The following is a 24,341-nucleotide window of genomic DNA, read 5'->3' as shown; positions in this document are numbered from 1 at the left end:
GATGGCATGGATGGCATTGATGGCATGGCTTTGATGGCCCCCTACGGCTTTACTGCTGAGCGCTGCTGCACTGCGGGACCAACTTCTGCTCTTCCTCGCTGAGGGTGGGACCCGGGGACGGGACGGGGGTGGCCCGGACGTCGGCCCGTTCGCCTGTCCTGGGGTCCTTCGGGGCCTTCGGGTCGTCCTGGGCGGCACCGGGCGCGTTGCCCGTCTTGTCGCCGTTCTGCTTCTCGGTCTCCCGCTGCTGCTGCTCGGCCTTGCGCCGCTCGTCCGCCTTCTTGCAGGCGCCGGCGAGCGTGCCGAGGTCCTTGATCTTCTGCCGGGCCTGGTCGAGGCTGCCGACTGCGATCGTGTCCTCGACACGGGTGCGCTGGTCCACGGGGAGGTACTTGAGTTCGATCTCGCGGTGGTCCTCGTAGACCTTGCTGAGGCCCACCCACGCCAGATCCTGGTTGATGCCCTGGTAGACGGCCACGTGGTCGTTGTCCTTGGCGCCCACGTAGTACTGCGTCTGGGTCCATTCGTAGCCGGCGTAGAGACCGCCGCCGACGATGCCGAGCACCACGGCGATGATGAGCGACCGCTTGAGCCACTTGCCACCGCGGGGCGGCTTGACGAAGTCCTCGTCGGAGAACGAGCCGAAGGCACCGTCCGGCGCGCCGCCTATGGCCGGGTCGCCGCTGCCGGGCGGGCCGAAGCCGCCCCCGGCCGCCCCGGGGCCCTGCGGCGGCACGGGCCGGTTGGCCCGGCCCAGCTCCGCTGCCCGGCCGGCCGGGGTCTGCATGGCGCCGTCGTCCCCCAGCTGGAGCTGGTTCTCGGCGACCGCGCCCACGATCACCGGGGTGTCGTTGAGCTGTGCCGTGAGGGTGTCGCCGCCGTCGATCTCCAGCACGTCCGCGACGATGCAGGTGATGTTGTCGGGACCGCCGCCGCGCAGGGCGAGCTGGATCAGCTCCTGGATGGTCTCGTGCGGGCCCTGGTAGCTGGCGAGCGTCTCCTCCATCGTCTGATGGCTGACGACGCCGGAGAGCCCGTCGGAGCAGATCAGATAGCGGTCGCCCGCCCGGACCTCGCGGATCGACAGATCGGGCTCCACGTGGTCACCGCTGCCCAGCGCGCGCATCAGCAGGGAGCGCTGCGGGTGGGTGGTGGCCTCCTCCTCGGTGATCCGGCCCTCGTCGACGAGCCGCTGCACCCAGGTGTGGTCCTGTGTGATCTGGGTCAGCACGCCGTCGCGCAGCAGGTACGCGCGCGAGTCGCCGACGTGCACCAGGCCGAGCCGCTGACCGGTCCACAGCAGCGCGGTCAGGGTGGTGCCCATGCCCTCGAGCTGCGGATCCTCCTCGACCATGGCGCGCAGCTGGTCGTTCGCGCGCTGCACGGCGGTGCCGAGGGAGGTCAGGATGTCCGAGCCGGGGACGTCGTCGTCCAGCGACACGAGGGTGGAGATCACCTCGGAGCTGGCGACCTCGCCCGCGGCCTGGCCGCCCATGCCGTCGGCGATGGCGAGCAGCCGGGGGCCGGCGTAACCGGAGTCCTCGTTGCCCTCCCGGATCATCCCCTTGTGAGATCCGGCGGCGAAGCGCAGTGACAGACTCATGCGCACCTCGCCCGACGGCTCCGGGTACATCCGCACGGTGCCCACCCTCCGGTCGTCATGGTCCTACTACTTCCGCAGCTCGATGACGGTCTTGCCGATGCGGATCGGCGCGCCGAGCGGGATCGGGGTCGGGGTGGTCAGCCGGGTCCGGTCGAGATAGGTGCCGTTGGTGGACCCCAGGTCCTCGACGATCCACTGGCCGTCGCGGTCGGGGTAGATCCTGGCATGCCGGCTGGAGGCGTAGTCGTCGTCCAGCACGATCGTCGAGTCATGGGCGCGGCCCAGGGAGATGGTCTGGCCCTGGAGGGCGACCGTGGTCCCGGTGAGGGTGCCCTCGGAGACCACCAGCTTGGTGGGGGCGCCGCGTCGGCCGCGCTCCGCACGTCGGCCGCCGGACTGTTGCTGCTGTCGCTGCTGCGGCGGCGCGGTCTGCTGCGCACGCTGCGGCTGGCGGTCCTGTCCACCGCGGCGTGAGCCGCGCTGCGTGACACGCGTGCCGAACAGGTCGCTGCGAATGACCTGGACGGCCACGATGACGAACAGCCACAGTACGGCGAGGAAACCCAACCGCATGACCGTGAGGGTCAGCTCTGACATTGCCCCCGCTTCACCCTTCGGCTTGCCGATAAACGATGGTGGTGCTGCCCACGACGACGCGCGAGCCGTCGCGGAGCGTAGCGCGCGTGGTGTGCTGCCCGTCCACCACGATGCCGTTTGTCGAACCCAGGTCCTGGATGGTCGCGGGGGTTCCGACCCGGATTTCGCAGTGCCGGCGGGATACGCCGGGGTCGTCGATCCGTACGTCCGCTTCGGTGCTGCGGCCCAGTACGAGGGTGGGCCGGGAAATCTGGTGACGTGTGCCGTTGATCTCGATCCAACGGCGGGTCTGGGTGCCGGGGACGGCGCCCGGCCCGGGGCCGCCCGCACGGGGCGCGGGGCGGCCGGGAGCGCCGGGCGGCGGGGACGAGGGCATCGGCGGCGGACCGGCCGGCTGAGCCGGATAGCCCGCGCCGTGCGTGATCCCCCCACCGGCCGCGCCGCGGGGTGCGGCGGGCTGCTGGCCCTGCGGGTCCTGCGATTCGCTGGAGGCGAGGGTGCGGCTGCGCACCCGGTACAGCCCGGTGTCGAGGTCGTCGGCCTTCTCCAGATGGACCTTGATGGTCCCCATGAAGGTGTACCGCTGCTGCTTGGCGTAGTCGCGGACCATGCCGGAGAGCTCGTCCCCGAGCTGCCCGGAGTACGGGCTGAGCCGCTCGAAGTCCGGGGCGCTCAGCTCGACGATGAAGTCGTTCGGGACGACGGTCCGGTCACGGTTCCAGATGGTGGCGTTGTTGTCGCACTCGCGCTGGAGTGCGCCCGCGATCTCGACGGGCTGCACCTCGGACTTGAACACCTTGGCGAAGGTGCCGTTCACGAGACCCTCGAGTCGCTGCTCGAAGCGCTTCAGTACTCCCACGGGGCACCTCCTTCCCTCAGTGACGTTCCTGATGCTCAGTGTCGTTCCTGATACTGCTTACTGATCGTATCCACGCGTCGGGAAAACGGCTGGTTCCCCTTCGGCGCCAGGAGTGACGAGTGTCGCCTTCCCGCCGCCCACTGCGCGCTCCACTAGGGATCGTAGAGGCGGCCGTGAGTCAGTGTCCCGCAACCGGTGCGGTCCCCGCCGGACCGACGGACCGGGCGGCAGGGAAGTGGTGTGAAGGCACCCTCCACAGCGTGCTAATGTTCTGCATGTCGAAAGGCGAACGCACAAGACCCGGGCGGACAGTCCGAAGAAAGTGCGGGAGTCCCAGACAGCACCCATGCGCGGGTGGCGGAATAGGCAGACGCGCTGGATTCAGGTTCCAGTGCCCGAAAGGGCGTGGGGGTTCAACTCCCCCCTCGCGCACAGAGCGGGAACGGGTCTCTCCCGGTGATGAGAATCACCGGGAGGGGCCCGTTTCTCGTTGTCCGGAAGCGTGGCCGGAGCTCGGTCCGGAGTTCGGTCCGAAGCTCGGCCGCCCGAAGCGGTCCGGCGACGTGACATGCGGCACCACGACGGATGCGCCGGGCATGCGCCGCGAATACTTCTGCGGGCGCAGCGCATGTACGACTTCGGGCCCGGCGCGAGGCGTCCGGGCCCGGAGATCGTGCGACGTGCGCCGCGATTGCGGTGTCAGCCGGCGAGACGGGCGACGAGGGCCTTGGCCTTGGCGGCGGCTTCCTCGTCGGCCTTGGCCCGGGAGGCCTCGGCCTTGCCGACCAGCTCGGCCATGGCGGGCACGGTGGCGGCCAGGGTCAGCTCGGGAACGATGAAGTCGACCTCCAGGCCGAGCATGCCGGTCAGCACCTTCTCCAGGTAGTTCGTCACGAACTCGAAGGACTCACGCGGCGTCCCCGGCGCGTACGAGCCGCCCCGGCTGGCGACGACGGTGACCGGGGTGCCGGCGGCGGAGGGCTTCTCGCCGGCCGTGCGACCCATGATGATCACCTGGTCCAGCCACGCCTTGAGGCTGGAGGGGATCGTGAAGTTGTACATCGGGGTGCCGATCAGCACCGCGTCCGCCCGCTCCAGCTCCTCCGCCAGCTCGACGCGCAGGTCGTACGCGGCGCGCTGCTCGTCGGTGAACTCGGCCGGGTCGACGGAGCCCACGCTGAGCGCGGTGGCGGTTATGTGCGGCAGCGGGTTCGCGGCGAGGTCGCGGTAGACGACCGTGCCCTCGGGGTGCTGCTCCTCCCAGGTCTTGCGGAAGACGGCGGTGACATCGCGGGAGGCGGAGCCCTGGGGGAGGGCGGAGGAGTCGAGGTGCAGCAGCGTGGCCATGGGTTCTCCAAACAACGGGCTGTATCGCCGCGGTTGCCTACGGCGAACGGTGATGTAGTTCCGTATGCAACTAGTATTAGCACAGTCACTTACTTTTTCGCAGCACCTAAGGTGAACGCAGTACTCTGGTCCCATGGCGGACCACAGCGAGCAGGCGTGCAAGAAGGCGGACGAGGGGATGACGCGCGTCTTCGAGCTGTTCGGCAAGCGCTGGACGGGGCTGATCGTGGCCACCCTGCTGCCGGGGCGGGCGCACTTCGCCGACCTGCGACGGGCCATCCCGGGGATCAGTGAGCGGATGCTCTCCGACCGCCTCACGGAGCTGGGCGCGGCCGGTCTGCTGGTACGGGAAGTGGAATCTGGCCCTCCGCTTCGTGTCTCCTACCGGCTGACCGAGGCGGGGCAGGCGATGGAGCCGGCGCTCAAGGAGCTGGGGCGGTGGGCGCGGCGCTATCTGGGGGACAGCGCGCAGTGCCCGCGCGAGTTCAGCTGACCTTCCGCACACCGCCGGTGGGCGTCCTGTGGAGAAACGCCGGGACACCGGCCGCCGTCGGTACCTCGCTGTACGGTCGGGGCAGTTGACGCTTGCCGCTTGACGCCGCGTGACGCTGCGCCAGGGGTGGAGGGGGAGGTGGCGCGCGATGACGCGACTGCCGCACGTGCCGGGTTTCGCGCGATCGGTGACGGGTGGGGCGGGGGGCTCGGAAGGTTCGGGGGATTGGGGAGCCGGTGAGGCACCCGCCTCCGGAGCGCCGCACCGATCGTCACGCCCATCGCCGTCCCCGTCGCCGTCCCAACCGTCGCCCAAGGCCGTCGGGAAGGCGCTGCGGGCGCGGGTGCCGCGCTCCGCGCACGCCGAGTGGGAGGCCGGTGCGGGGCGGCCCGGCGCGGTGGAGACGGTCGAGGCGGCCAACGCGGGACGGCTGCCCGAGCTGACGCCCATCCGCGTCGGCCGGATGGCGGCCTCCCCCTTCGCCTTCCTGCGCGGCTCGGCCGGACTCATGGGGTACGACCTGGTGGGCACCGCCGTGACGGGGGTGGGCGCGCAGATCTGCGGCGACGCGCACGCCGCGAACTTCGGGCTCTACGGCGACGCCCGCGGCGGCCTCGTCATCGACATGAACGACTTCGACGAGACCCTCCACGCGCCCTGGGAATGGGACGTGAAGCGGCTCGCCGCCTCGCTGGTGCTGGCGGGGCGGGAGGCGGGTGCGGACGAGGACACCTGCCGGGAGGCGGCCCGCGACGCGGTGGGCGCCTACCGCCGCACGATGCGTCTGCTGGCCAGGCTGCCGGCGATAGAGGCGTGGAACGCGATCGCCGACGAACGGCTCGTCTCGCACGCGGACGCCAAGGACCTGCTGGGCACGCTGGAGCGGGTCTCGGAGAAGGCCCGGCGGAACACGAGCGCGCGCTTCGCGGCGAAGGCGACGGAGCGGACCGAGGACGGCGGTCTGCGCTTCGTGGACGCGCCTCCGGTGCTGCGGCGGGTGCCGCACGACGAGGCGGCGTCGGTCGCCCTGGCGCTCGGCGCGTATCTCGGGACGCTCCCGGAGGAGATGGTGCCGCTGCTCGCGCGCTACGAGGTGCAGGACGTGGCGTTCCGGGTGGTGGGCACGGGGAGCGTGGGGCTGCGCTCGTACGTGGTGCTGCTGCTCGACCACCGGGGCGAGCCGCTGGTGCTCCAGGTGAAGGAGGCCCGTTCCTCGGCGCTGCTGTCCCATGCGGCGAAGGCGGGCTTCGCGGCGCCGGAGATCCGCCACGAGGGGCAGCGCGTGGTCCTGGGGCAGAAGCGGATGCAGGTCGTCAGTGATGTGCTGCTCGGCTGGGCGACGGTCGACGGGCGGCCGTACCAGGTGCGGCAGTTCCGCAACCGCAAGGGCAGCGTCGACCCCGCGGCGCTCGCCCCGGCCGAGCTGGACGACTACGGGCGGATGACGGGCGCGCTGCTCGCGCGGGCGCACGCGCACAGCGCCGATCCGCGGCTGATCGCCGGGTACTGCGGCAAGGGCGACGAGCTGGACGACGCGGTCGCGCGGTTCGCGGTGGCGTACGCGGACCGCACGGAGGCCGACCACGCGGAGCTGGTGGCGGCGGTGCGGGGCGGCCGGGTGGCGGCGGAGACGGGGATATAGCCGGGCTCGGGGGATATGGCCCGGGCTCAGGGGCACGGAAGGGACCGGGGCAGCGGCCTCGGGCATGCGGGGCCCGCGGGGCGGGTGGGAACTCGTAGGCTGGGCGGGTGACGAATCCGGAAGCCGAGCAGAGTCAGAACACCGAGCAGCCGGACACACGGCGCCTGGAACAGGCCGTGCGGACGGCCGAGCAGGCGCTGATCGAATTCGAGATCGCGGTGGAGACCTTCCGGGTGGAGGTGGAGAACTTCTCCCGGCTGCACCACCAGCGGCTCGGCCCGATGTACGCGCGGCTCGACGAGCTGGACGCGCGGATCGCGGAGGCCGTCGCGGCCCGGACCGGTGACGCCGAGGATCTGCGGCGGGCCCGGGAGGCACGGGCGCTGGTGCAGCCGATGCCCGGTGTGGAGGAGCTCTTCGGCGGCTGGCTGGACTCCGAGGGGCTCTCGCCCGAGGCGTCGGCGATGCTCACGGAGAAGCCCGTGCAGCCCCCGAAGCGGGTGCGCCCGAGCGACGAGGCGCGGCGCGCCTTCCGTGAGCTGGTCCGTCAGGCGCACCCCGATCTGGCGCGGGACGAGACGGACCGGCAGCGGCGCGAGGAGTTCATCGTGCGGGTCAACGCCGCGTACGCCGACGGCAACGCCGCGCTGCTGGCCGAGCTGGCCGCGGAGTGGGCCGCCGGGCCGGTGCCGGAGGAGCCGCTGCCGAGCCCGAGCGAGGAGCTGTACGCGCGGCTGGAGTGGCTGGCCCGGCGCAAGGAGCTGCTGTCGGCGGTGGCCGGGGAACTGGAGTCCTCCGCGATCGGCGCGATGATCAAGATGGCGCCCGACGACCCGGACCAGCTGCTGGAGGAGATCGCCGAGCAGCTGCTCGCCCAGGTCGCCGAGCGCGAGGCATACCTGGCCACGCTGGTCGGGTAGCGTCGGGGACATGCATTTCGGTTCTGGGGTACCCACGGTCGGTGTCGACGCGCTCTCGTCCGACGATTTCCTGCTGGACGTCCGTGAGAGCGATGAGTGGGCGGCCGGGCACGCGGAAGGCGCGCTGCACATCCCGATGAGCGACTTCGTCGCCCGGTTCGGCGAGCTGACGGAGAAGGCTCCCGACGGCGGCCGGATCAACGTCATCTGCCGCTCCGGTGGGCGCTCCGCGCAGGTCACCACCTACCTCGTCCAGCAGGGCCTGGACGCGGTGAACGTCGACGGCGGCATGCAGGTCTGGGAGGCCGCAGGCCGCCCGGTCGTCGATGGAAACGGCGCTCCCGGCACGGTCATCTAGCCGCACGGTCATCTAGCCGCACGGTCATCCGGCAGCACGGTTATCCGGCCGGTCGCGCGGCATTGGTCATCCGGCCGGTCGCGCGACCGGCCGGCTCCACGGCGCCCGGCCGAGGGGGCAGGTGGCGTCCTCAGCCGACGTCGTCCTCAGCCGAGGGGGTGGGCGGCCAGCAGGTCGCCCAGCGCCTCCTCATGGGCGGCGGCGGGGCCCAGGGAGAGCTCCAGCTGCTTGGCCCAGGCGTGATAGCGGTGCAGGGGGTAGTCGGTGTCCGCGCCCAGGCCCCCGTGCAGATGCTGCGCGGTCTGCACGACGCGGCGGACCCCCTCCGAGGCCCAGACCTTCGCGACGGCGATGTCCGCCGCGGCCGGGAGCGCCGCGTCCGCCCCCGACTCGATGCGCCAGGCCGCCTGCCACAGGGTGGCCTCCATCGCGCGCAGGTCGATATACCGGTCGGCGGCCTGGACGGCGACCGCCTGGAACGTGGCGATGGGGTGGCCGAACTGCACCCGCTTCCCCGCGTACTCACTCGTCATACGGGCCACCTCCTCCCCGAGCCCCAGCGCGAGGGCGCAGGTGCCGGTGGTGAGCAGCCCGCGCAGCCACTCCCACGCGCCCGCGGCCGTGATGACCTCGTCGTCCTCGGCCCGCACACCGTCGAGACGCACCTCCGCGTACCGCTCGCCGTTGGTGGAGATCTGATCGGCGAGCGTCACCCCGGGCCGGTCCCGGGGGACGAGCGCGAGGACGGTGCGGCCCTCGCCGGTGTGGGCGGGGATCAGGATCCGGTCCGCGCCCCATGCCCAGGGCACGGCCGTCTGTACGCCGTCGAGGGACCAGTGGGGTGCGCCGGTGCCCTCGGGCCGTGCGGTGACGGCCAGTTCGGCCCGGTCGTGGCCGGTGCGGCCGTTGGCGGCCACGGTGACGACACTCTCGCCGCGGCCGATCAGTGACAGCAACCGGTCCGCCGCGGCGCCGCCGTACCTGCCGAGGACGAGCGCCGCCCCACCCGCCTCCAGCAGGGGCACCCGGGCCAGCACCCGCGCGGACTCGCGCAGCACCAGGCACAGGGCGATCGGCCCGAGCCCCGCGCCGCCGTGCTCGGGGGCGACGGTCAGGCTCAGCAGATCGGCGTCGGCGAGCCTGCGCCACAGCGCGCGGTCGAAGTCCTCGGCCACCGCGCCCCGGGTGAGCGCCGGGCTGGGCACGCTGTCGGGGGTGACCCCGGTGAAGACCGCTCGGGCCGCTTCGACGGCGGCCTGCTGCTCCTCGGTGAAGGTGAAGTCCACTGCCGGTCCTCCCACACGCCGCTGACACCTGAAGACGCGCTTGGCGATGCGCCTGGAGGCGCACCCGCGTGGAGACGCGTCTGCCGGAGACCCGTCTGATGGGGCGTCAAGGTAGAACAGGTTGCAGGAATTGGGAACCGGTAGGGGAGGGTGGGCGAGTGCGGCCGCCACCGTCGGCTGTGGGGGCGTCGTGGGTCCCATGGGTGTCGTGGGCCTCGTGGGTCCACTCGGCCCGGTCGTCAGCGGTCGAAGTCCAGCTCCACCTCCTCGGTGGCCGGATGTGACTGGCAGGCCAGCACGTACCCCGCGGCCAGCTCCTCCGGCTCCAGTGCGAAATTCCGGTCCATCCGCACCTCGCCCGTGACCAGGAAGGCGCGGCACGTCCCACAGACGCCGCCCTTGCAGGCGTAGGGCGCGTCGGCGCGGTTGCGCAGCACCGTCTCCAGCAGCGACTCCCCCTCCCGCACCGGCCAGCTGCCGCTGCGGCCGTCCAGCTTCGCGGTCACCGTGCTGTCCGACGCCCGGGCCACCGGGGCCGCGGCCGCCGTGTCCGGCTCCGCCACCGGGCCCGCCTGCTCGCCCGCTCCCTCATCCGCTTCCTCGTCCACATGGAAGATCTCCTGGTGGACGCGGTCGCGGCCGACCCCGAGCCCGTGCAGGGCCCGCTCGGCACCGCGCACCAGCCCGTACGGGCCGCACAGGAACCAGCCGTCGACGGTGTCCACCGGGAGCAGCGCCGGCAGCAGCCGGGACAGCCGCTCCTCGTCCAGCCGCCCGGACGGCAGCCCTGCCTGCTGTTCCTCGCGGGAGAGGGCGTGCACGAGCTGGAAGCGCGTGGGATAGCGGTCCTTGAGGTCGGCGACCTCCTCGAGGAACATCGTGGACGACGCGGTGCGGTCGCTGCGGATCAGACAGAAGCGGGTATCGGGCTCCCGCGCGAGCGCGGCCGAGACCATGCTCAGCACGGGCGTGATGCCGCTGCCGCCGACGATCGCGGCGAAGTGCCCGGGGCGCGGCTCCAGCACGAACCGGCCGGCCGGGGCCATCACCTCCACCGTGTCCCCGACCGCCAGCTCCTTGAGCGCGTAGGTGGAGAACGCGCCGCCGTCCACGAGCCGGACCCCCACCTTCAGCGCCGCCGGCCCGTCCGCGCCGGGCACTTGGCCGCAGATGGAGTAGGTGCGGCGTATCTCGGCGCCTTCCACCATCCGGCGGAAGGCGAGGTGCTGGCCGGGGGTGTAGCGGAAGACCGGGCGCAGCTCGGGGGGCACGGCGAAGGTCACGGCGACCGCGTCGTCGGTGAGCGGGTCGACGGCCGCCACCCGTAGCGGGTGGAAGGCGCCGTGGCGGGCCGCTGCCATCTACAACTCCTTGAAGTGGTCGAACGGTTCGCGGCACGCTTCGCAGCGGCGCAGAGCCTTGCAGGCGGTGGAGGAGAAGCGGCTCAGCAGGGTGGTGTCGGTGGAGCCGCAGTGCGGGCAGCGGATGGCCAGCTGCACGAGCACCGGGCCCCCGGGGCGGTCCGCCGGCCGGGCGGCGGTGGGCCTCGGGGGCGCCACCCCGAACTCCTCCAGCTTGCGGCGGCCTTCGGCGCTGATCGCGTCCGTGGTCCAGGGCGGGGAGAGGACCGTGCGGACCTCCACCTCGGCTATGCCGTGGTCGTGCAGGACGCGCTCGATGTCCGCCGACATGGCCTCGATGGCCGGACAGCCGGTGTAGGTGGGGGTCAGCTCCACCTCCACCCGGCCGGGGCCGACGAGGTGCAGGCCGCGCAGCACGCCGAGCTCGGCCAGGGTGACGACGGGGAGCTCCGGGTCGGGGACGGAACCGGCCAGGGCGCGGAGCTCTTCCTCGAGCGGGGTCACGGTCACCATGTCGCCCCCGGGTGGCTGCGGTGCAGATGCTGCATCTCGGCGAGCATCCGCCCGAACGGCTCGGTGTGGATGCCCTGGCGGCCGGCACCGGCCGTCCAGGCGCCGAGCTGGGGCCCGGTGGGCAGCGCCAGGGTGGCCTGGTCCACGGTCTTGGTGACGAGGGTCAGCCAGCCGTCGCGCAGGGCGGTCCAGTCGACGTCGAGCCCGTCGACCGGCTGGAAGAGCTCGCCCGTGAACCGCCACAGGTCGTCGAGGCCCGTGCGCATCCGCCGGTGGCTCTCCTCGGTGCCGTCCCCGAGGCGCAGGGTCCAGTGCTCGGCGTGGTCGCGGTGGTAGGAGACCTCCTTGACCGCCTTCGCCGCCAGCGGGGCGAAGGGGCCGTCCCCTGCCGCCAACTGCCCGTACAGCAGCTCCTGGTAGGTGGCGAAGTAGAGCTGGCGGGCGATGGTGTGGGCGAAGTCGCCGTTCGGCTGCTCGACGAGCTGGACGTTGCGGAAGGCCCGCTCTTCGCGGAGATAGGCCAGCTCGTCCTCGTCGCCGGCGAGGGAGAGGAGGGTCCGGGCCTGGCCGAGCAGGTCCAGCGCGATATTGGCGAGCGCGACCTCCTCCTCCAGGACGGGTGCGTGCCCGGCCCACTCCCCCAGCCGGTGGGAGAGCACGAGGGCGTCGTCGCCGAGGGCCAGGGCGGCGATCGGCGGCACGGTGCTCGCGGGTGCCCCGGTCATAGGTGCCGCACCCCTTCCGGGATGTCGTAGAAGGTCGGGTGGCGGTAGGGCTTGTCGGCCGCCGGCTCGAAGAAGGGGTCCTTCTCGTCCGGGGAGGAGGCGGTGATCCCGGCGGAGGGCACCACCCAGATCGAAACGCCCTCCGAGCGCCGTGTGTAGAGGTCGCGGGCGTTGCGCAGCGCCATCTCCGCGTCGGGTGCGTGCAGACTGCCGGCGTGGGTGTGGGCCAGGCCGCGCCTGCTGCGCACGAACACCTCCCACAAGGGCCAATCAGCGCTGGTCATGCCCGTGCCTCCCGGTGTGCGTCGGTGTGCTTCCCCGCGTACGCGGCGGCGGCCTCGCGTACCCAGGCGCCTTCTTCGTGGGCCCGTCGGCGTTGGTTGATCCGCTGGTCGTTGCACGGGCCGTTGCCCCGCAGGACCTCGTGGAACTCGTCCCAGTCGATGGCGCCGAAGTCGTGGTGACCGCGCTCCTCGTTCCACCGGAGGTCCGGGTCGGGGAGGGTCAGCCCGAGCGATTCGGCCTGGGGGACGCAGATGTCGACGAAGCGCTGGCGCAGCTCGTCGTTGGAGTGGCGCTTGATCTTCCAGGCCATCGACTGGGCGGAGTGCGCGGACTCCTCGTCGGGCGGGCCGAACATCATCAGGGACGGCCACCACCAGCGGTCCACCGCGTCCTGGGCCATCGCGTGCTGGGCCTCGGTGCCACGGCTGAGGGCGAGCAGCAGCTCGTACCCCTGGCGCTGGTGGAAGGACTCCTCCTTGCAGATGCGGACCATGGCCCGGGCGTACGGCCCGTAGGAACAGCGGCAGAGCGGGACCTGGTTGGTGATCGCGGCGCCGTCCACGAGCCAGCCGATGGCGCCCACGTCCGCCCAGGTCAACGTGGGGTAGTTGAAGATCGAGGAGTATCGCTGGCGCCCCGCGTGGAGCTTGTCGAGCAGCTCCTCGCGCCCGGTGCCCAAGGTCTCGGCGGCGCTGTAGAGATACAGGCCGTGGCCCGCCTCGTCCTGCACCTTGGCCATGAGGATCGCCTTGCGCCGCAGCGAGGGGGCCCTGGTGATCCAATTGGCCTCGGGCTGCATGCCGATGATCTCGGAGTGGGCGTGCTGTGCGATCTGCCGGACGAGCGTGGCGCGATAGGCGTCCGGCATCCAGTCCCGTGGCTCGATGCGCTCATCGGCGGCCACGGTGGCGTCGAAAACCGCCTCGTACGCCCCCGCTTCCGGCGCCGTCGTCGTCATGCCGTGCCCCCTCGATCTCTGGAACTCCCTACCGACCGATCGTTCGGTTCAATGGTGTGCCGAGGGCTCGGAAGGTGTCAAGCCTGTGGATAACTCCGCGGCCGCTGTGCCTGGTGGGGCGGCGTGGGTACCGTTCGGGTGCACAGCAACGGGTGGCGGGCGGAATCGGGGCGGGACATGGAGCGGGACGACGGGCACGAACGGACGGCCGGTATCGCCGGGCTGTCCCTCCCCTCACGCATCGCCGTCGCCATCGGCGTGGCGGGCGTGGCGGTCGCGGTCGCGGTGCACGTGTCGATGATGTTCCTGCACGTCGCACCGTCGAACACGATCAGCAAGCAGCACGGATCGGCCATCGACGACTACGTGTACCCGGAGTTCGAACAGAACTGGAAGTTCTTCGCGCCCAACCCGCTGCAGCAGAACGTCGCCGTTCAGGCACGAGCCGAGCTGCGCGGCCCCGACGGCCGGGCCGTGGTCACGCCCTGGACCGATCTGTCGGCCCAGGACGGGGCCGCCCTGCGCCACAACCTTCTCCCCAGCCACACGCAGCAGAACGAGCTCCGCCGCGCCTGGGACTTCTACGCGGGCACGCACGACGCGCGGGAGCAGCCCAACGGGATGCGCGGCAGGCTCGCCGAGCAGTACATCCGGCGCATCGCCGTGCTCCGTCTGGGTGGTGAGCGGAACGGGCGGACGGTCGAGCGCGTGCAGGTACGGGCCGTGACCACCGCCATAGCCCCGCCGCCCTGGAGCGACGAGAAGGTCGACACGCGACCCGTCCACCGCCTGCTGGGCTGGTGGCCGGTCACCACCGCCGATCTCCCGGAGGCGAAGAACCGGTGAGCTCCTCCCAGAACCCGGCCCCGGACAGGAAGCGGGACGCGCCGGCCGGCGCCGGGCTCGCGGCACGCGTCGACAGCGCGCTCGCCCGCGGCGTCACCCGCGTCACCGGCTCCGCCCTCGGCACGTACCAGACGGCCGTGCTGCGGATCGGTCTCTCCTTCACCTGGCTGTTCTTCCTGCTCCGCGAGTGGCCCAACCGCCATGAGCTGTACGGGCCCGACGGTCCGTGGAGCTGGGACATGGCCCGTCGGCTGACCGACGACAACCGCGCCTTCACCGCCCTGATGTGGTCCGACAGCGGCATCTGGTTTGAGACCGTCTACGTCCTGGCGATCGTCTCCAGCGCCCTGCTGATGCTCGGTTGGCGCACCCGGACCATGTCGGTCCTCGCCATGATCGGGGTGCTGTCGCTCCAGAACCGCAGCATCTTCGTCGGGGACGGCGGCGACAACGTCCTGCACCTGATGGCCCTGTACATGGTCTTCACCCGCTGCGGGCGGGTGTGGTCCCTCGACGCGCGCCGCGCCGCCCGCCGGGAGAAGGCCCCCGGGACCGGCTCCGGGACAGGCGACCGGGACCTCACCGGCATCGTGCTCTGGACGCTCTGCGGCCTCGCCCTCGTCATCGCCCAGGCGATCGGCGACACCCGCCTGGAGTGGACGGCCGACGGCCCGGTGCCGGGCATCGGGTGGGCCACGGTCCTGTGGGGCCTGTGGGCCGCCCAGGGGCTGTGGTGGCTCGCGCGGCGCCACGCGCCCGGGGAGCCGCGCACCGTCCTGGACGCCTTCGCGAATCTGGCGCACAACGGCGCCCTGCTCGTGATCATGGTGGAGGTCTGTCTGATCTACGCCACGGCGGGCTGGTACAAGATCCAGGGCTCGCGCTGGCAGGACGGCACCGCGCTCTTCTACCCGATGCACATCGACTACTTCTCGCCCTGGCCAGCGCTGTCCCACGCGCTGGCGAGCAGCGGGACGGTCGTGCTGCTCCTCAGCTACGGCACCGTGGCCGTGCAGGTCGCCTTCCCCTTCACCCTGCTGAACCGGCGGGTGAAGAACGTCCTGCTCGCCGTGATGATGGCCGAACACCTCGGCATCGCCCTCACCCTCGGCCTCCCGTTCTTCTCCCTCGCGATGATCGTCGCGGACGCGGTCTTCCTTCCCACCTCCTTCCTGCGCCGCACGGGAGCCCTCGTCGGCCGTGCGGGCAACAGGCTGCCCCTCGCCCGCAGGGGTGCGGTCCCGGCCCCACGGGAGAGCGAGGACGGGGCGGCCGGCACTCGCACGCTGGTGGGCTGAGCCAGGGGCGGCGGCCGGAATCCGGCCCGTAGGCTGAGGGCATGATCGAGGACGAGGCCGGAAACGCCCTGCGGCTCTGGGGCGAGGAGACCGCCGCCGACGCCGTGCTGCTCGACGGCTTCCACGCCCTGAAGCACGCCCTGCGCTTCGGCGCCGAGGTGCGGGTGGCGGTCACCGCCGACAAGAACTCCGCCCTGGAGCTCGCGGCCGAGCTGGCCGACGACCTGACCGACGTGCTCGACGAGCGCCTCGTCGAGATCCCGGCGCCGACCCTGCGGGAGCTGCTGCCCCGGGTGCACCCCACCCAGGTGGCCGCACTGGCGGTCAGGCCCGACCGCCGGGCGAACCTCGACGCCATGTCGCGGGCTCCCCGGCAGGCACCGGTCGTCGTCCTCGACAATCCCCGCAACCTCGGCAACGTCGGGGTCGTGATCCGGCTCGCCGCCGGATTCGGGGCCACGGGCGTGATCACCACCGGCGACATCGACCCCTGGCACCCGAACGCCGTACGGGCGGGCGCGGGCCTGCACTACGCCACCGCCGTGGAGCGCCTGCCGCTCCCCGAACTGCCGCCCGGCCCGCTGTACGCACTGGACCCGGAGGGGGACGACATCAGGTCCATCCCCCTGCCGGACGACGCGCTGATCGCCTTCGGCTCCGAGCGGCACGGCATCTCCCCCGAGCTGCGGGAACGGGCGACCAGGCTGGTCGCCCTCCCCATGCGGCCCCAGGTCTCCAGCTACAACCTCGCGACCAGCGTCGCCATGGCGCTCTTCCACTGGGGAGGCCCGGACCCGGCCCAGCGGGGCTGAACCGCCGACAACGAGGGGCGGCTACGCCAGGCGGCTACGACGGGCGGCGCACCTCGACGGTGCGGAAACGCGTCGCGACGAACGCGCTGTCGCACAGCACCGCGTTGGCCGCGGGGTTGCCGCCCGAGCCGTGGAAGTCCGAGAAGGCAGCCGTCTGGTTGACGTACACCCCACCGGTGAGGTTCAGGGAGAGCTGGGCGCACTCCTCCAGGCAGGCCTCCTCGACCAGGCGCTCGACCTCCGGCGAGGTGGTGTACGCGCCGACCGTCATCGCGCCCTTCTCCCGGATGGTCCGCCGCAGCAGCTCCACCGCGTCCCGGGCCGAGTCGACGGCCACGGCGAACGCCACCGGGCCGAAGCACTCCGACAGATAGGCCGCCTCGGCGTCGGGCTTGGCGCCGTCCAGCTTCACGATCACCGGCGTCCGGACCGTGGCCTCGGGGAAGTCGGGATTGGTCACCTGGCGGGAGGCGAGGGCGACCTCGCCGAGCTGCGCGGCCGCGGCGATGCGCTCCTTGACCTGGTCGTTCACGATGGCGCCCAGCAGCGCGTTCGCCCGGGCGTCATCACCGAGCAGGCCCTCGACGGCGCCCGCCAGATCGGTGACCACCTCGTCGTAGGACTTGGGCCCGGCGTCGGTGGTGATGCCCTCGCGCGGGATGAGGAAGTTCTGCGGGGTGGTGCACATCTGGCCGCTGTAGAGGGACAGCGAGAAGGCGAGATTGCTCAGCAGGCCCTTGTAGTCGTCGGTGGAGTCGATGACGACGGTGTTGACCCCGGCCTTCTCCGTGAAGACCTGCGCCTGGCGGGCGTTGGCCTCCAGCCAGTCGCCGAAGGCGGTCGAGCCGGTGTAGTCGATGATGCGGATCTCCGGGCGGGTGGCCAGTGCCTTGGCGATCCCCTCGCCGTCCCGCTCGGCGGCCAGCGTGACCAGGTCGGGGGAGAACCCGGCATCGTTCAGCACCTCGCGGGCGATCCGCACGGTGAGGGCCAGGGGCAGCACCGCGCGTGGGTGCGGCTTGACCAGGACCGCGTTACCGGTGGCGAGGGAGGCGAACAGCCCGGGGTAGCCGTTCCAGGTGGGGAAGGTGTTGCAGCCGATGAGCAGTGAGATGCCGCGCGGTACGGCGGTGAACTGCTTGCTCAGCGCCAGGGGATCCCGCTTGCCCTGCGGCTTGGACCACTCGGCCGCGCCCGGCGTACGGACCTGCTCGGCGTAGGCGTACGCGACGGCCTCCAGGCCGCGGTCCTGCGCGTGCGGCCCACCGGCCTGGAACGCCATCATGAACGCCTGGCCGCTGGTGTGCATGACCGCGTGCGCGAATTCGTGCGTACGGGCGTTGATCCGGGCCAGGATCTCCGCACAGACCACGGCCCGGACCTCGGGCCCCGCCTCGCGCCACTCCGGCATCGCCGCGCGCATGGCCGGCAGCAGCCGCTCGACGTCGGGGTGCGGATACTCGACGCCCAGCTCCGGCCCGTACGGGGAGATTTCGGCCCCCGTCCACCCCTGTGCCCCCGGCTGGTCGAGCTCGAAGCGCTTGCCGCGCAGGGCCTCGAAGGCCGCCTGGCCCTCGGCCGCGCTCAGGCTGCCGGGCACGGCACCCTCCGCCCCGTACGCCTTCGGGTGCTCGGGGTAGGGCGACCAATAGGCACGCGTGCGGATGGCTTCCAGAGCCTGGTCGAGAGTGGGGCGGTGCTTCTCGATCAACTGGGCGGTGGTGGATCCGGCGGTCACGGCTGACCAACTCCTTGTCGAGCTGGGCTCGGAGAGGCGACAGGCTTCGGGCAACTTCGGAAACAAGGTCGGGCGAAGACTTCGGGGGCCCGGGAACATCCCCCGGTAGATACAGTAACCGAACGATCGGTCGGGACAAGGGGGCCCGGCGAAGCTGTGGACAACTCATCGGGGAGGATCACCGACATGACCGCAATCGAGCCGGACCGCGCCGTCGCCGTCGTCGGCACCGGCACCATGGGCCAGGGAATCGCCCAGGTCGCCCTGGTCGCCGGCCACCCGGTGCGGCTGTACGACGCCGTACCCGGCCGCGCCGCCGAGGCCGCCCGGAGCATCACCGCACGTCTCGACCGCCTGGTGGAGAAGGGCAAGATCGCGGCGGCCGACCGCGACGCGGCCCGCGCCCGGATCGGCCCGGCGACGCGGGTGGCCGAACTCGCCGACTCCTCGCTCGTCATCGAGGCGATTGTGGAGCAACTGGCGGCCAAGCAGAAGCTGTTCACGGACCTCGAATCGGTCATTCCCGACGACTGCCTGCTCGCCACCAACACCTCGTCCCTGTCGGTGACCGCGATCGCCGGTGCCCTGCGCCTGCCCGGCCGCTTCGTCGGCCTGCACTTCTTCAACCCCGCCCCGCTGCTGCCGCTGGTGGAGGTGGTCCGCGGCTCCGCCACGGACGAGGCGGCGGCGGACCGCGCCTACGCCACGGTGGCCGCCTGGGGGAAACGACCGGTGCGCTGCGCCGACACCCCGGGGTTCATCGTCAACCGCCTCGCCCGCCCCTTCTACGCCGAGGCCTTCCGCGTCCACGAGGAGGGCTTCGCCGACCCCGCGACGATCGACGCCGTCCTGCGCGAGAGCGGCGGCTTCGCCATGGGGCCCTTCGAGCTGACCGACCTCATCGGCCAGGATGTGAACGAAGCCGTCACCCGTTCGGTCCATGAGGCCTTCTTCCACGATCCGAAATTCACGCCGTCGCTCGCGCAGCGACGCCTCGTGGAGGCGGGGAGTCTCGGCCGGAAGTCGGGGCGCGGGTGGTTCGCGTACGGGGAGGGCGCGCGGAAGCCCGAGCCGCGTACGGCGGAGCCGTGCGACCCTCCTGCGGAGATCGTCCTGCACGGCGGCTTGTACGGGCCTTCCGCCGTACTGCACGAGCTGATCGAGGAATCGGGCGTCAAGGTCACCACGGCCCCCGTCCCGGACGGGGGCCCGGGGTTCATCGCCCTGCCCGACGGGGCGCGGCTCTCCCTGACCGACGGCAGCGCCGCCACGACGGATGCGCACGGGGCCGCTGTCCGTTTCGACCTGGCCCTCGACTACCGCACCTGCACCCGGGTCGCCCTCGCGCCCTCCGAGCTCGCCTCCCCCGAGGACGTCCGGGCCGCGATCGGCCTGTTCCAGGCCCTCGGCAAGAAGGTCAGCGTCATCGGCGACGCGCCGGGCCTGATCGTCGCCCGTACGGTCGCGATGCTCGTCGACCTCGCCCACGACGCGGTCGGCCGCGGCGTGGCGAGCCCCGAGGACATCGACACCGCCATGCGGCAGGGCGTGAACTACCCCCGCGGCCCGCTGGAGTGGGGCCGCGTGCTCGGCGCGGCCTGGACGGACCGGCTGCTGCACCACCTGCACGAGGAATATCCGGGCGGCCGCTACGCCGCCTGTCAGCCCCTGCGCCGCCGTGCGGCCGTCGAAGAGAGCCTGCTCTAATCATGACCATGGCCAAGCGCGACACCTACACGCCCGAATCGCTGCTCGCGGTCGCCGTCCAGGTGTTCATCGAGCGGGGCTACGACGGCACGTCCATGGAGCATCTCTCCAAGGCGGCCGGCATTTCCAAGTCCTCGATCTACCACCACGTCAAGGGCAAGGAAGAGCTGCTGCGGCTCGCGATAAGCCGCGCGCTCGACGAGCTCTTCGCCGTCCTCCGGGAGCCGGGCGCCGAGCAGGGCCGGGCGATCGACCGGCTGGAGTACGTCACCCGGCGCACCGTGGAAGTGCTGATGAGCGAGCTGCCCTATGTGACGCTGCTGCTGCGCGTCCGGGGCAATACGGACACCGAGCGCTGGGCCATGGAGCGCCGCCGCGAGTTCGATCACGAGGTCGCCGAGCTGCTCAGGCGGGCCGCGGCCGACGGTGATCTCCGGGCCGACGTGGAGGTGCGGCTGGCGACCCGGCTGCTCTTCGGAATGATCAATTCCGTAGTGGAGTGGTACCGCCCCGAGCGCGGTGGCGCCGCGACGAGCGACGAGGTCGCCGACGCCGTGATCGCCACGGCCTTCGCGGGGCTGCGTACGTACCGCTGAGGTCCTGACGGTGGTGGTCCGGCCGCCGGACCGCCACCGCCACGGCCCGGCACGCCCTAGCCGCCCCCGCCCTCCTGGAGATCGGTCTCCTCGAAGACCAGCAGCGTGCGGGTGCTCAACACCTCGTCCATGGCCTGGATGCGGGTGAGCACCAGCTCGCGCAAGGCGCGGTTGTCCTTGGTGTGCACGAGCAGCAGCACATCGAAATCCCCGCTGACCAGGGCGATGTGCGCGGCCCCGGGCAGCGCGTACAGCTTTTCCCGCACGCTGCGCCAGGAATTCTGGACGATCTTCAGCGTGATGTACGCCGACGCCCCCTGCCCGGCCCGCTCCTGGTCGATCAGCGCGCTGAAGCCGCGTATGACGCCGTCGTCGATCAGGCGGTTGATACGCGCGTAAGCGTTGGCGCGCGAGACGTGCACCCGCTCGGCCACGGACCGGATCGAGGCGCGGCCGTCGGACTGGAGCATGTACAGGATGGAACGGTCGATGTCGTCGAGCGGGCGCGCGGGGGCCCTCGCTCCCGACGTGGCCATCTGTTCCTCCGGCATACCGTCCCGCCTCCCCTTCATGGACGCCCTGTCCATATCTCAGGCTGTGGAGAACCGTTTGTCCACAGGCTCGGGCCGCCTGTAGCCAAAATGCGCCGACGACCGAACAATCGGTAGGGAGAGCGCGGGTTTCCTTCGGTAACGCGTTCCGGTCAAGCTCGTCCTTGAGGAGGTGCTCGTCATGACGGTCCTGGAGCAGCCCGGTTCGTACCGGCCCACCCCGCCCCCTGCCTGGCAGCCTCGCACCGACCCCACGCCGCTGCTGCCCGACGCGGAGCCGTTCCGTCTGCTGGGCACCGACGCCGCCGCGGATCTGGACCCGGAGCTGCTGCGCCGCCTGTACGGGCAGCTCGTGCGCGGCCGCCGTTACAACACCCAGGCCACCGCGCTGACGCGCCAGGGCAGGCTGGCCGTGTATCCCTCCTCCACCGGTCAGGAGGCCTGCGAGGTCGCCGCCGCGCTCGTCCTGCAGGAGCAGGACTGGCTCTTCCCCAGCTATCGCGACACGCTCGCCGCCGTCGCCCGCGGCCTGGACCCCGTCCAGGCGCTCACCCTGCTGCGCGGTGACTGGCACACCGGCTACGACCCGCACGAGCACCGGGTGGCCCCCCTGTGCACCCCGCTGGCCACCCAACTCCCGCACGCGGTCGGCCTCGCGCACGCCGCGCGCCTGAAGGGGGACGACGTCGTCGCGCTCGCCATGGTCGGCGACGGTGGCACCAGCGAGGGCGATTTCCACGAGGCGCTCAACTTCGCCGCGGTCTGGCAGGCGCCGGTCGTCTTCCTCGTGCAGAACAACGGCTTCGCGATCTCCGTGCCCCTGGCGAAGCAGACCGCCGCCCCCTCCCTCGCCCACAAGGCCGTCGGCTACGGCATGCCCGGCCGGCTGGTCGACGGCAATGACGCGGCAGCCGTCCACCAGGTCCTGTCCGAGGCGATGCGACGTGCCCGCAGCGGTGGCGGCCCCACCCTCGTGGAAGCCGTCACCTACCGCATCGACGCCCACACCAACGCGGACGATGCCACGCGCTACCGCCCCGACGCCGAGGTCGAGATGTGGCGCGGCCACGACCCGATCCTGCTGCTGGAGCAGGAGTTGACCAGCCGGAAGCTGCTGGACGAGGCCGGCATGGAGGCCGAGCGGCAGGCCGCCGAGCGGATGGCCGCCGATCTGCGTGAGCGGATGAACCAGGACCCCTTGCTCGACCCGATGGATCTCTTCACCCATGTTTACGCCGAGCAGACCGTCCAACTGCGCGAGCAGGCCGACCGGCTGCGGGCCGAGCTGGCCGCCGCCGAGGAGCTCTCCCCCGGCCACCAGGAAGGAACGCAGCGATGACCGCCGCGGCCGTCGACACCGCCCGTAAACCCGTATCGATGGCGCAGGCGCTGGGCCGGGCGCTGCGCGACGCCATGGCCGACGATCCGTCCGTCCATGTCCTCGGCGAGGACGTCGGCGCGCTGGGCGGCGTCTTCCGGGTCACCGACGGCCTGACGAAGGAGTTCGGCGAGGACCGCTGCACGGACACACCACTGGCCGAGGCGGGCATTCTCGGCGCGGCCGTGGGCATGGCGATGTACGGGCTGCGGCCGGTGGTCGAGATGCAGTTCGACGCCTTCGCCTATCCGGCGTTCGAGCAGCTCATCAGCCACGTCTCCCGCATGCGGAACCGGACGCGCGGCGCGATGCCGATGCCGATCACCGTGCGGGTGCCCTACGGCGGCGGGATCGGTGGCGTCGAGCACCACAGCGACTCCTCCGAGGCGTACTACATGGCGACGCCGGGGCTCCATGTGGTGGCGCCGGCGACCGTCGCCGATGCCTACGGGCTGCTGCGGGCCGCGATCGCCTCCGACGACCCGGTGATCTTCCTGGAGCCCAAGCGGCTCTACTGGTCGAAGTCCGACTGGTCGCCGGACCGGCCCGAGCAGGTGCCGGGCATCGGCCGTGCGGTCGTCCGACGGGCGGGCACGTCGGCGACGCTCATCACCTACGGGCCGTCCCTGCCGGTCTGTCTGGAGGCCGCGCGGGCGGCCACCGCCGAGGGGTGGGATCTGGAGGTCGTCGACCTGCGGTCGCTGGTCCCCTTCGACGAGGAGACGGTCTGCGCGTCCGTGCGCCGCACCGGGCGGGCCGTGGTGGTCCACGAGTCGACCGGTTTCGGCGGCCCGGGCGGGGAGATCGCGGCCCGGATCACCGAGCGGTGCTTCCACCACCTGGAGGCGCCGGTGCTGCGGGTCGCCGGGTTCGACATCCCGTATCCGCCCCCGATGCTCGAACGGCACCACCTCCCCGGGGTGGACCGGGTGCTGGACGCGGTCGCGCGGTTGCAGTGGGAGTCGGAGTGGACCGCGGGGTCCGAGGGGGGTACGCGCTGATGGCCGTGGTGCGTGAGTTCACGCTGCCCGACCTGGGGGAGGGCCTCACCGAAGCGGAGGTCGTCCGCTGGCTCGTGAAGGTGGGTGACGTGGTCGCCGTCGACCAGCCGGTCGTCGAGGTCGAGACGGCGAAGGCGATGGTGGAGGTCCCCTGCCCCTACGGCGGCGTGGTGACGGCCCGCTTCGGGGACGAGGGCACGGAACTGCCGGTGGGAGCGCCCCTGCTGACCGTCGCGGTCGGCGACCCGGCCCACGCGGACGTTGACCCGGCTTCCCCCGTCGGCCCTTCCACCGCCACGGAATCCGCCGAGGCCGAGGGGTCGGGGAACGTGCTGGTCGGGTACGGCACACAGGCCCCCGCGGCCCGGCGGCGCCGGGTCCGCCCGGAGACGGGCGGCTCCCGTACGAACCCGGGCCCGGCCGGCCGGACCCCGGCGCAGCCGTCCCCGTCGACGGTCACGCCACCGGTCCCGCAGCCGGACGCCCCGGCGACCACCGCCGTGGCGGTGATATCGCCGCTCGTACGGCGGCTCGCCCGTGAACACGGCGTGGACCTGCGGCAGGTGCGGGGCACCGGCCCCGACGGGCTGATCCTCCGGGCGGACGTCGAGGGCGCGGCGCGCGCCCTGGAGCAGCGCGCGCAGAGCGAGGCGCGGCCGGCACCGCAAGCCGCCCCGCGCGCCCACGCGATGCGAACAGCCGTGGCGGAGACCGGGGCTGAGCGCGTCCCGTTGCGCGGAGTGCGGGGTGCGGTCGCCGAGAAGCTGAGCAGGAGCCGACGGGAGATCCCGGACGCCACCTGCTGGGTGGACGCGGACGCGACGGAGCTGATGGCCGCCCGCCGCGCGATGAACGCCGGCGGCGGCGAGAAGGTGTCGCTGCTGGCCCTGCTGGCACGCATCTGCACGGCCGCGCTGGCCAAGTACCCGGAGCTCAACGCGACCGTGGACACCGAGGCGCGGGAGATCGTACGGCTGCCGGGGGTCCACCTGGGGTTCGCCGCCCAGACCGAGCGCGGCCTGGTCGTCCCCGTGGTCCGCGACGCACACACGCGGGACGCGGTCGGGCTGTCCCTGGAGATCGCACGGCTCACGGAGGCCGCACGGACGGGGACGCTCGCCCCGGCGGAGCTGACCGGCGGCACCTTCACCCTGAACAACTACGGGGTGTTCGGGGTCGACGGCTCGACGCCGATCCTCAACCACCCCGAGGCGGCGATGCTCGGTGTCGGCCGCATCGTGCCGAAGCCCTGGGTGCATGAGGGGGAGTTGGCGGTGCGGCAGGTGGTGCAGCTGTCCTTCACCTTCGACCACCGGGTCTGTGACGGCGGTACGGCGGGCGGCTTCCTGCGGTACGTGGCCGACTGCGTCGAACGGCCGGCGGTGCTGCTGCGGTCCCTCTGACGGGACGCCCCACCGGGACGGGGCCACGAAAAGGCCGGGGCCGGGCCGGTAGCGGGATCGGCTC

24 protein-coding genes and 1 tRNA gene are annotated in these 24,341 nt (G+C 72.1%); 13 read left to right on the top strand and 12 right to left on the bottom strand.

The genetic code is table 11. The features are described from left to right. Positions 1-49 precede the first annotated feature (49 nt). From JO379_RS16940 to JO379_RS16930, 3 genes are all read right to left on the bottom strand, one after another. Entirely contained in the window at positions 50-1,603 is a 1,554-nt protein-coding gene (locus tag JO379_RS16940; protein WP_242626118.1) for a Stp1/IreP family PP2C-type Ser/Thr phosphatase, read from the bottom strand. A gap of 66 nt (positions 1,604-1,669) precedes the next feature. Next, a complete protein-coding gene (locus tag JO379_RS16935) occupies positions 1,670-2,200 on the bottom strand; it encodes an FHA domain-containing protein FhaB/FipA (RefSeq protein WP_130878628.1) in 531 nt (176 codons plus the stop codon). A gap of 10 nt (positions 2,201-2,210) precedes the next feature. After that, on the bottom strand, positions 2,211-3,059 hold the full coding sequence (locus tag JO379_RS16930) for an FHA domain-containing protein (RefSeq protein ID WP_130878629.1): 849 nt from the start codon (positions 3,057-3,059) through the stop codon (positions 2,211-2,213). Between the two features lie 348 nt (positions 3,060-3,407). On the opposite strand from JO379_RS16930, the gene JO379_RS16925 reads away from it, so the two are divergent. Beyond that, a tRNA-Leu gene (locus tag JO379_RS16925) sits at positions 3,408-3,491 on the top strand. Positions 3,492-3,758: 267 nt separating this feature from the next. Here JO379_RS16925 and JO379_RS16920 read toward each other — a convergent pair. Beyond that, entirely contained in the window at positions 3,759-4,406 is a 648-nt protein-coding gene (locus JO379_RS16920; RefSeq protein WP_130878630.1) for an FMN-dependent NADH-azoreductase, read from the bottom strand. 133 nt (positions 4,407-4,539) lie between these two features. Between JO379_RS16920 and JO379_RS16915 the strand changes: the two genes are divergently transcribed. From JO379_RS16915 to JO379_RS16900, 4 genes are all read left to right on the top strand, one after another. Further along, entirely contained in the window at positions 4,540-4,899 is a 360-nt protein-coding gene (locus tag JO379_RS16915) for a winged helix-turn-helix transcriptional regulator (protein WP_130878631.1), read from the top strand. Positions 4,900-5,047: 148 nt separating this feature from the next. After that, positions 5,048-6,541 carry a DUF2252 domain-containing protein gene (locus JO379_RS16910; protein ID WP_130878632.1) on the top strand — a complete coding sequence of 498 codons (1,494 nt, stop codon included), beginning with the start codon at positions 5,048-5,050 and terminating at the stop codon, positions 6,539-6,541. A gap of 107 nt (positions 6,542-6,648) precedes the next feature. Then, positions 6,649-7,461, top strand: a complete 813-nt coding sequence (locus JO379_RS16905; RefSeq protein WP_130878633.1) for a J domain-containing protein — start codon at positions 6,649-6,651, stop codon at positions 7,459-7,461. A gap of 10 nt (positions 7,462-7,471) precedes the next feature. After that, the gene (locus JO379_RS16900) at positions 7,472-7,819 is read left to right on the top strand and encodes a rhodanese-like domain-containing protein (protein ID WP_130878634.1); all 348 of its coding nucleotides are present in this window, start codon (positions 7,472-7,474) and stop codon (positions 7,817-7,819) included. Between the two features lie 146 nt (positions 7,820-7,965). On the opposite strand, the gene JO379_RS16895 is transcribed toward JO379_RS16900, so the two are convergent. The 6 genes from JO379_RS16895 to paaA form a co-directional block, all read right to left on the bottom strand. Then, on the bottom strand, positions 7,966-9,105 hold the full coding sequence (locus JO379_RS16895; protein WP_130878635.1) for an acyl-CoA dehydrogenase family protein: 1,140 nt from the start codon (positions 9,103-9,105) through the stop codon (positions 7,966-7,968). Positions 9,106-9,344: 239 nt separating this feature from the next. After that, on the bottom strand, positions 9,345-10,466 hold the full coding sequence (locus tag JO379_RS16890) for a 2Fe-2S iron-sulfur cluster-binding protein (protein ID WP_130878636.1): 1,122 nt from the start codon (positions 10,464-10,466) through the stop codon (positions 9,345-9,347). Next, positions 10,467-10,979: a 1,2-phenylacetyl-CoA epoxidase subunit PaaD gene (gene paaD, locus JO379_RS16885; protein ID WP_130878637.1), complete on the bottom strand. Its 513-nt coding sequence runs from the start codon at positions 10,977-10,979 to the stop codon at positions 10,467-10,469. Then, on the bottom strand, positions 10,973-11,704 hold the full coding sequence (gene paaC, locus JO379_RS16880) for a 1,2-phenylacetyl-CoA epoxidase subunit PaaC (protein ID WP_130878638.1): 732 nt from the start codon (positions 11,702-11,704) through the stop codon (positions 10,973-10,975). Before paaC ends, paaD begins: the two co-directional genes overlap by 7 nt. Further along, positions 11,701-11,988 (bottom strand): 1,2-phenylacetyl-CoA epoxidase subunit PaaB, encoded by a 288-nt coding sequence (gene paaB / locus JO379_RS16875; protein WP_130878639.1) that lies wholly within the window; start codon positions 11,986-11,988, stop codon positions 11,701-11,703. Before paaB ends, paaC begins: the two co-directional genes overlap by 4 nt. Beyond that, entirely contained in the window at positions 11,985-12,947 is a 963-nt protein-coding gene (gene paaA, locus JO379_RS16870; protein ID WP_130878640.1) for a 1,2-phenylacetyl-CoA epoxidase subunit PaaA, read from the bottom strand. The genes paaB and paaA overlap by 4 nt, the downstream gene beginning before the upstream one ends. A gap of 138 nt (positions 12,948-13,085) precedes the next feature. Between paaA and JO379_RS16865 the strand changes: the two genes are divergently transcribed. From JO379_RS16865 to JO379_RS16855, 3 genes are read left to right on the top strand one after another with little or no spacing between them, the layout of a single operon-like run. Then, a complete protein-coding gene (locus tag JO379_RS16865) occupies positions 13,086-13,793 on the top strand; it encodes a DUF5819 family protein (protein ID WP_307842031.1) in 708 nt (235 codons plus the stop codon). Then, the gene (locus tag JO379_RS16860; protein ID WP_242626119.1) at positions 13,790-15,091 is read left to right on the top strand and encodes an HTTM domain-containing protein; all 1,302 of its coding nucleotides are present in this window, start codon (positions 13,790-13,792) and stop codon (positions 15,089-15,091) included. The genes JO379_RS16865 and JO379_RS16860 overlap by 4 nt, the downstream gene beginning before the upstream one ends. A 41-nt stretch (positions 15,092-15,132) precedes the next feature. Further along, positions 15,133-15,903, top strand: a complete 771-nt coding sequence (locus JO379_RS16855; RefSeq protein ID WP_209515577.1) for a TrmH family RNA methyltransferase — start codon at positions 15,133-15,135, stop codon at positions 15,901-15,903. Positions 15,904-15,937: 34 nt separating this feature from the next. On the opposite strand, the gene paaN is transcribed toward JO379_RS16855, so the two are convergent. Beyond that, positions 15,938-17,641, bottom strand: a complete 1,704-nt coding sequence (paaN, locus tag JO379_RS16850) for a phenylacetic acid degradation protein PaaN (RefSeq protein ID WP_130878642.1) — start codon at positions 17,639-17,641, stop codon at positions 15,938-15,940. A gap of 186 nt (positions 17,642-17,827) precedes the next feature. Here paaN and JO379_RS16845 point away from each other — a divergent pair, with 186 nt between their 5' ends. Together JO379_RS16845 and JO379_RS16840 are read left to right on the top strand one after the other, a co-directional pair. Then, the gene (locus JO379_RS16845) at positions 17,828-19,348 is read left to right on the top strand and encodes a 3-hydroxyacyl-CoA dehydrogenase (RefSeq protein WP_130878643.1); all 1,521 of its coding nucleotides are present in this window, start codon (positions 17,828-17,830) and stop codon (positions 19,346-19,348) included. Positions 19,349-19,350: 2 nt separating this feature from the next. Continuing rightward, positions 19,351-19,944, top strand: coding sequence for a TetR/AcrR family transcriptional regulator (locus tag JO379_RS16840; protein ID WP_130878644.1), 594 nt, complete (start codon positions 19,351-19,353; stop codon positions 19,942-19,944). A gap of 56 nt (positions 19,945-20,000) precedes the next feature. On the opposite strand, the gene JO379_RS16835 is transcribed toward JO379_RS16840, so the two are convergent. Next, positions 20,001-20,495, bottom strand: coding sequence for an Lrp/AsnC family transcriptional regulator (locus tag JO379_RS16835; RefSeq protein WP_130878645.1), 495 nt, complete (start codon positions 20,493-20,495; stop codon positions 20,001-20,003). A 181-nt stretch (positions 20,496-20,676) separates the two neighbouring features. Between JO379_RS16835 and pdhA the strand changes: the two genes are divergently transcribed. The 3 genes from pdhA to JO379_RS16820 are packed head-to-tail and all read left to right on the top strand — an operon-like array spanning position 20,677 to position 24,277. Then, positions 20,677-21,834, top strand: a complete 1,158-nt coding sequence (gene pdhA, locus JO379_RS16830; protein ID WP_130878646.1) for a pyruvate dehydrogenase (acetyl-transferring) E1 component subunit alpha — start codon at positions 20,677-20,679, stop codon at positions 21,832-21,834. Beyond that, positions 21,831-22,874 (top strand): alpha-ketoacid dehydrogenase subunit beta, encoded by a 1,044-nt coding sequence (locus tag JO379_RS16825; RefSeq protein ID WP_209515574.1) that lies wholly within the window; start codon positions 21,831-21,833, stop codon positions 22,872-22,874. Before pdhA ends, JO379_RS16825 begins: the two co-directional genes overlap by 4 nt. Then, positions 22,874-24,277 carry a dihydrolipoamide acetyltransferase family protein gene (locus JO379_RS16820; RefSeq protein ID WP_209515571.1) on the top strand — a complete coding sequence of 468 codons (1,404 nt, stop codon included), beginning with the start codon at positions 22,874-22,876 and terminating at the stop codon, positions 24,275-24,277. The genes JO379_RS16825 and JO379_RS16820 overlap by 1 nt, the downstream gene beginning before the upstream one ends. Positions 24,278-24,341 lie beyond the last annotated feature (64 nt).

The organism is Streptomyces syringium (genome assembly GCF_017876625.1).
GTDB classification, from domain to species: Bacteria; Actinomycetota; Actinomycetes; order Streptomycetales; family Streptomycetaceae; genus Streptomyces; species Streptomyces syringius.
Note: the sequence above shows the minus strand (reverse complement) of the source record. Positions and strands in the feature narration are given on the sequence as shown.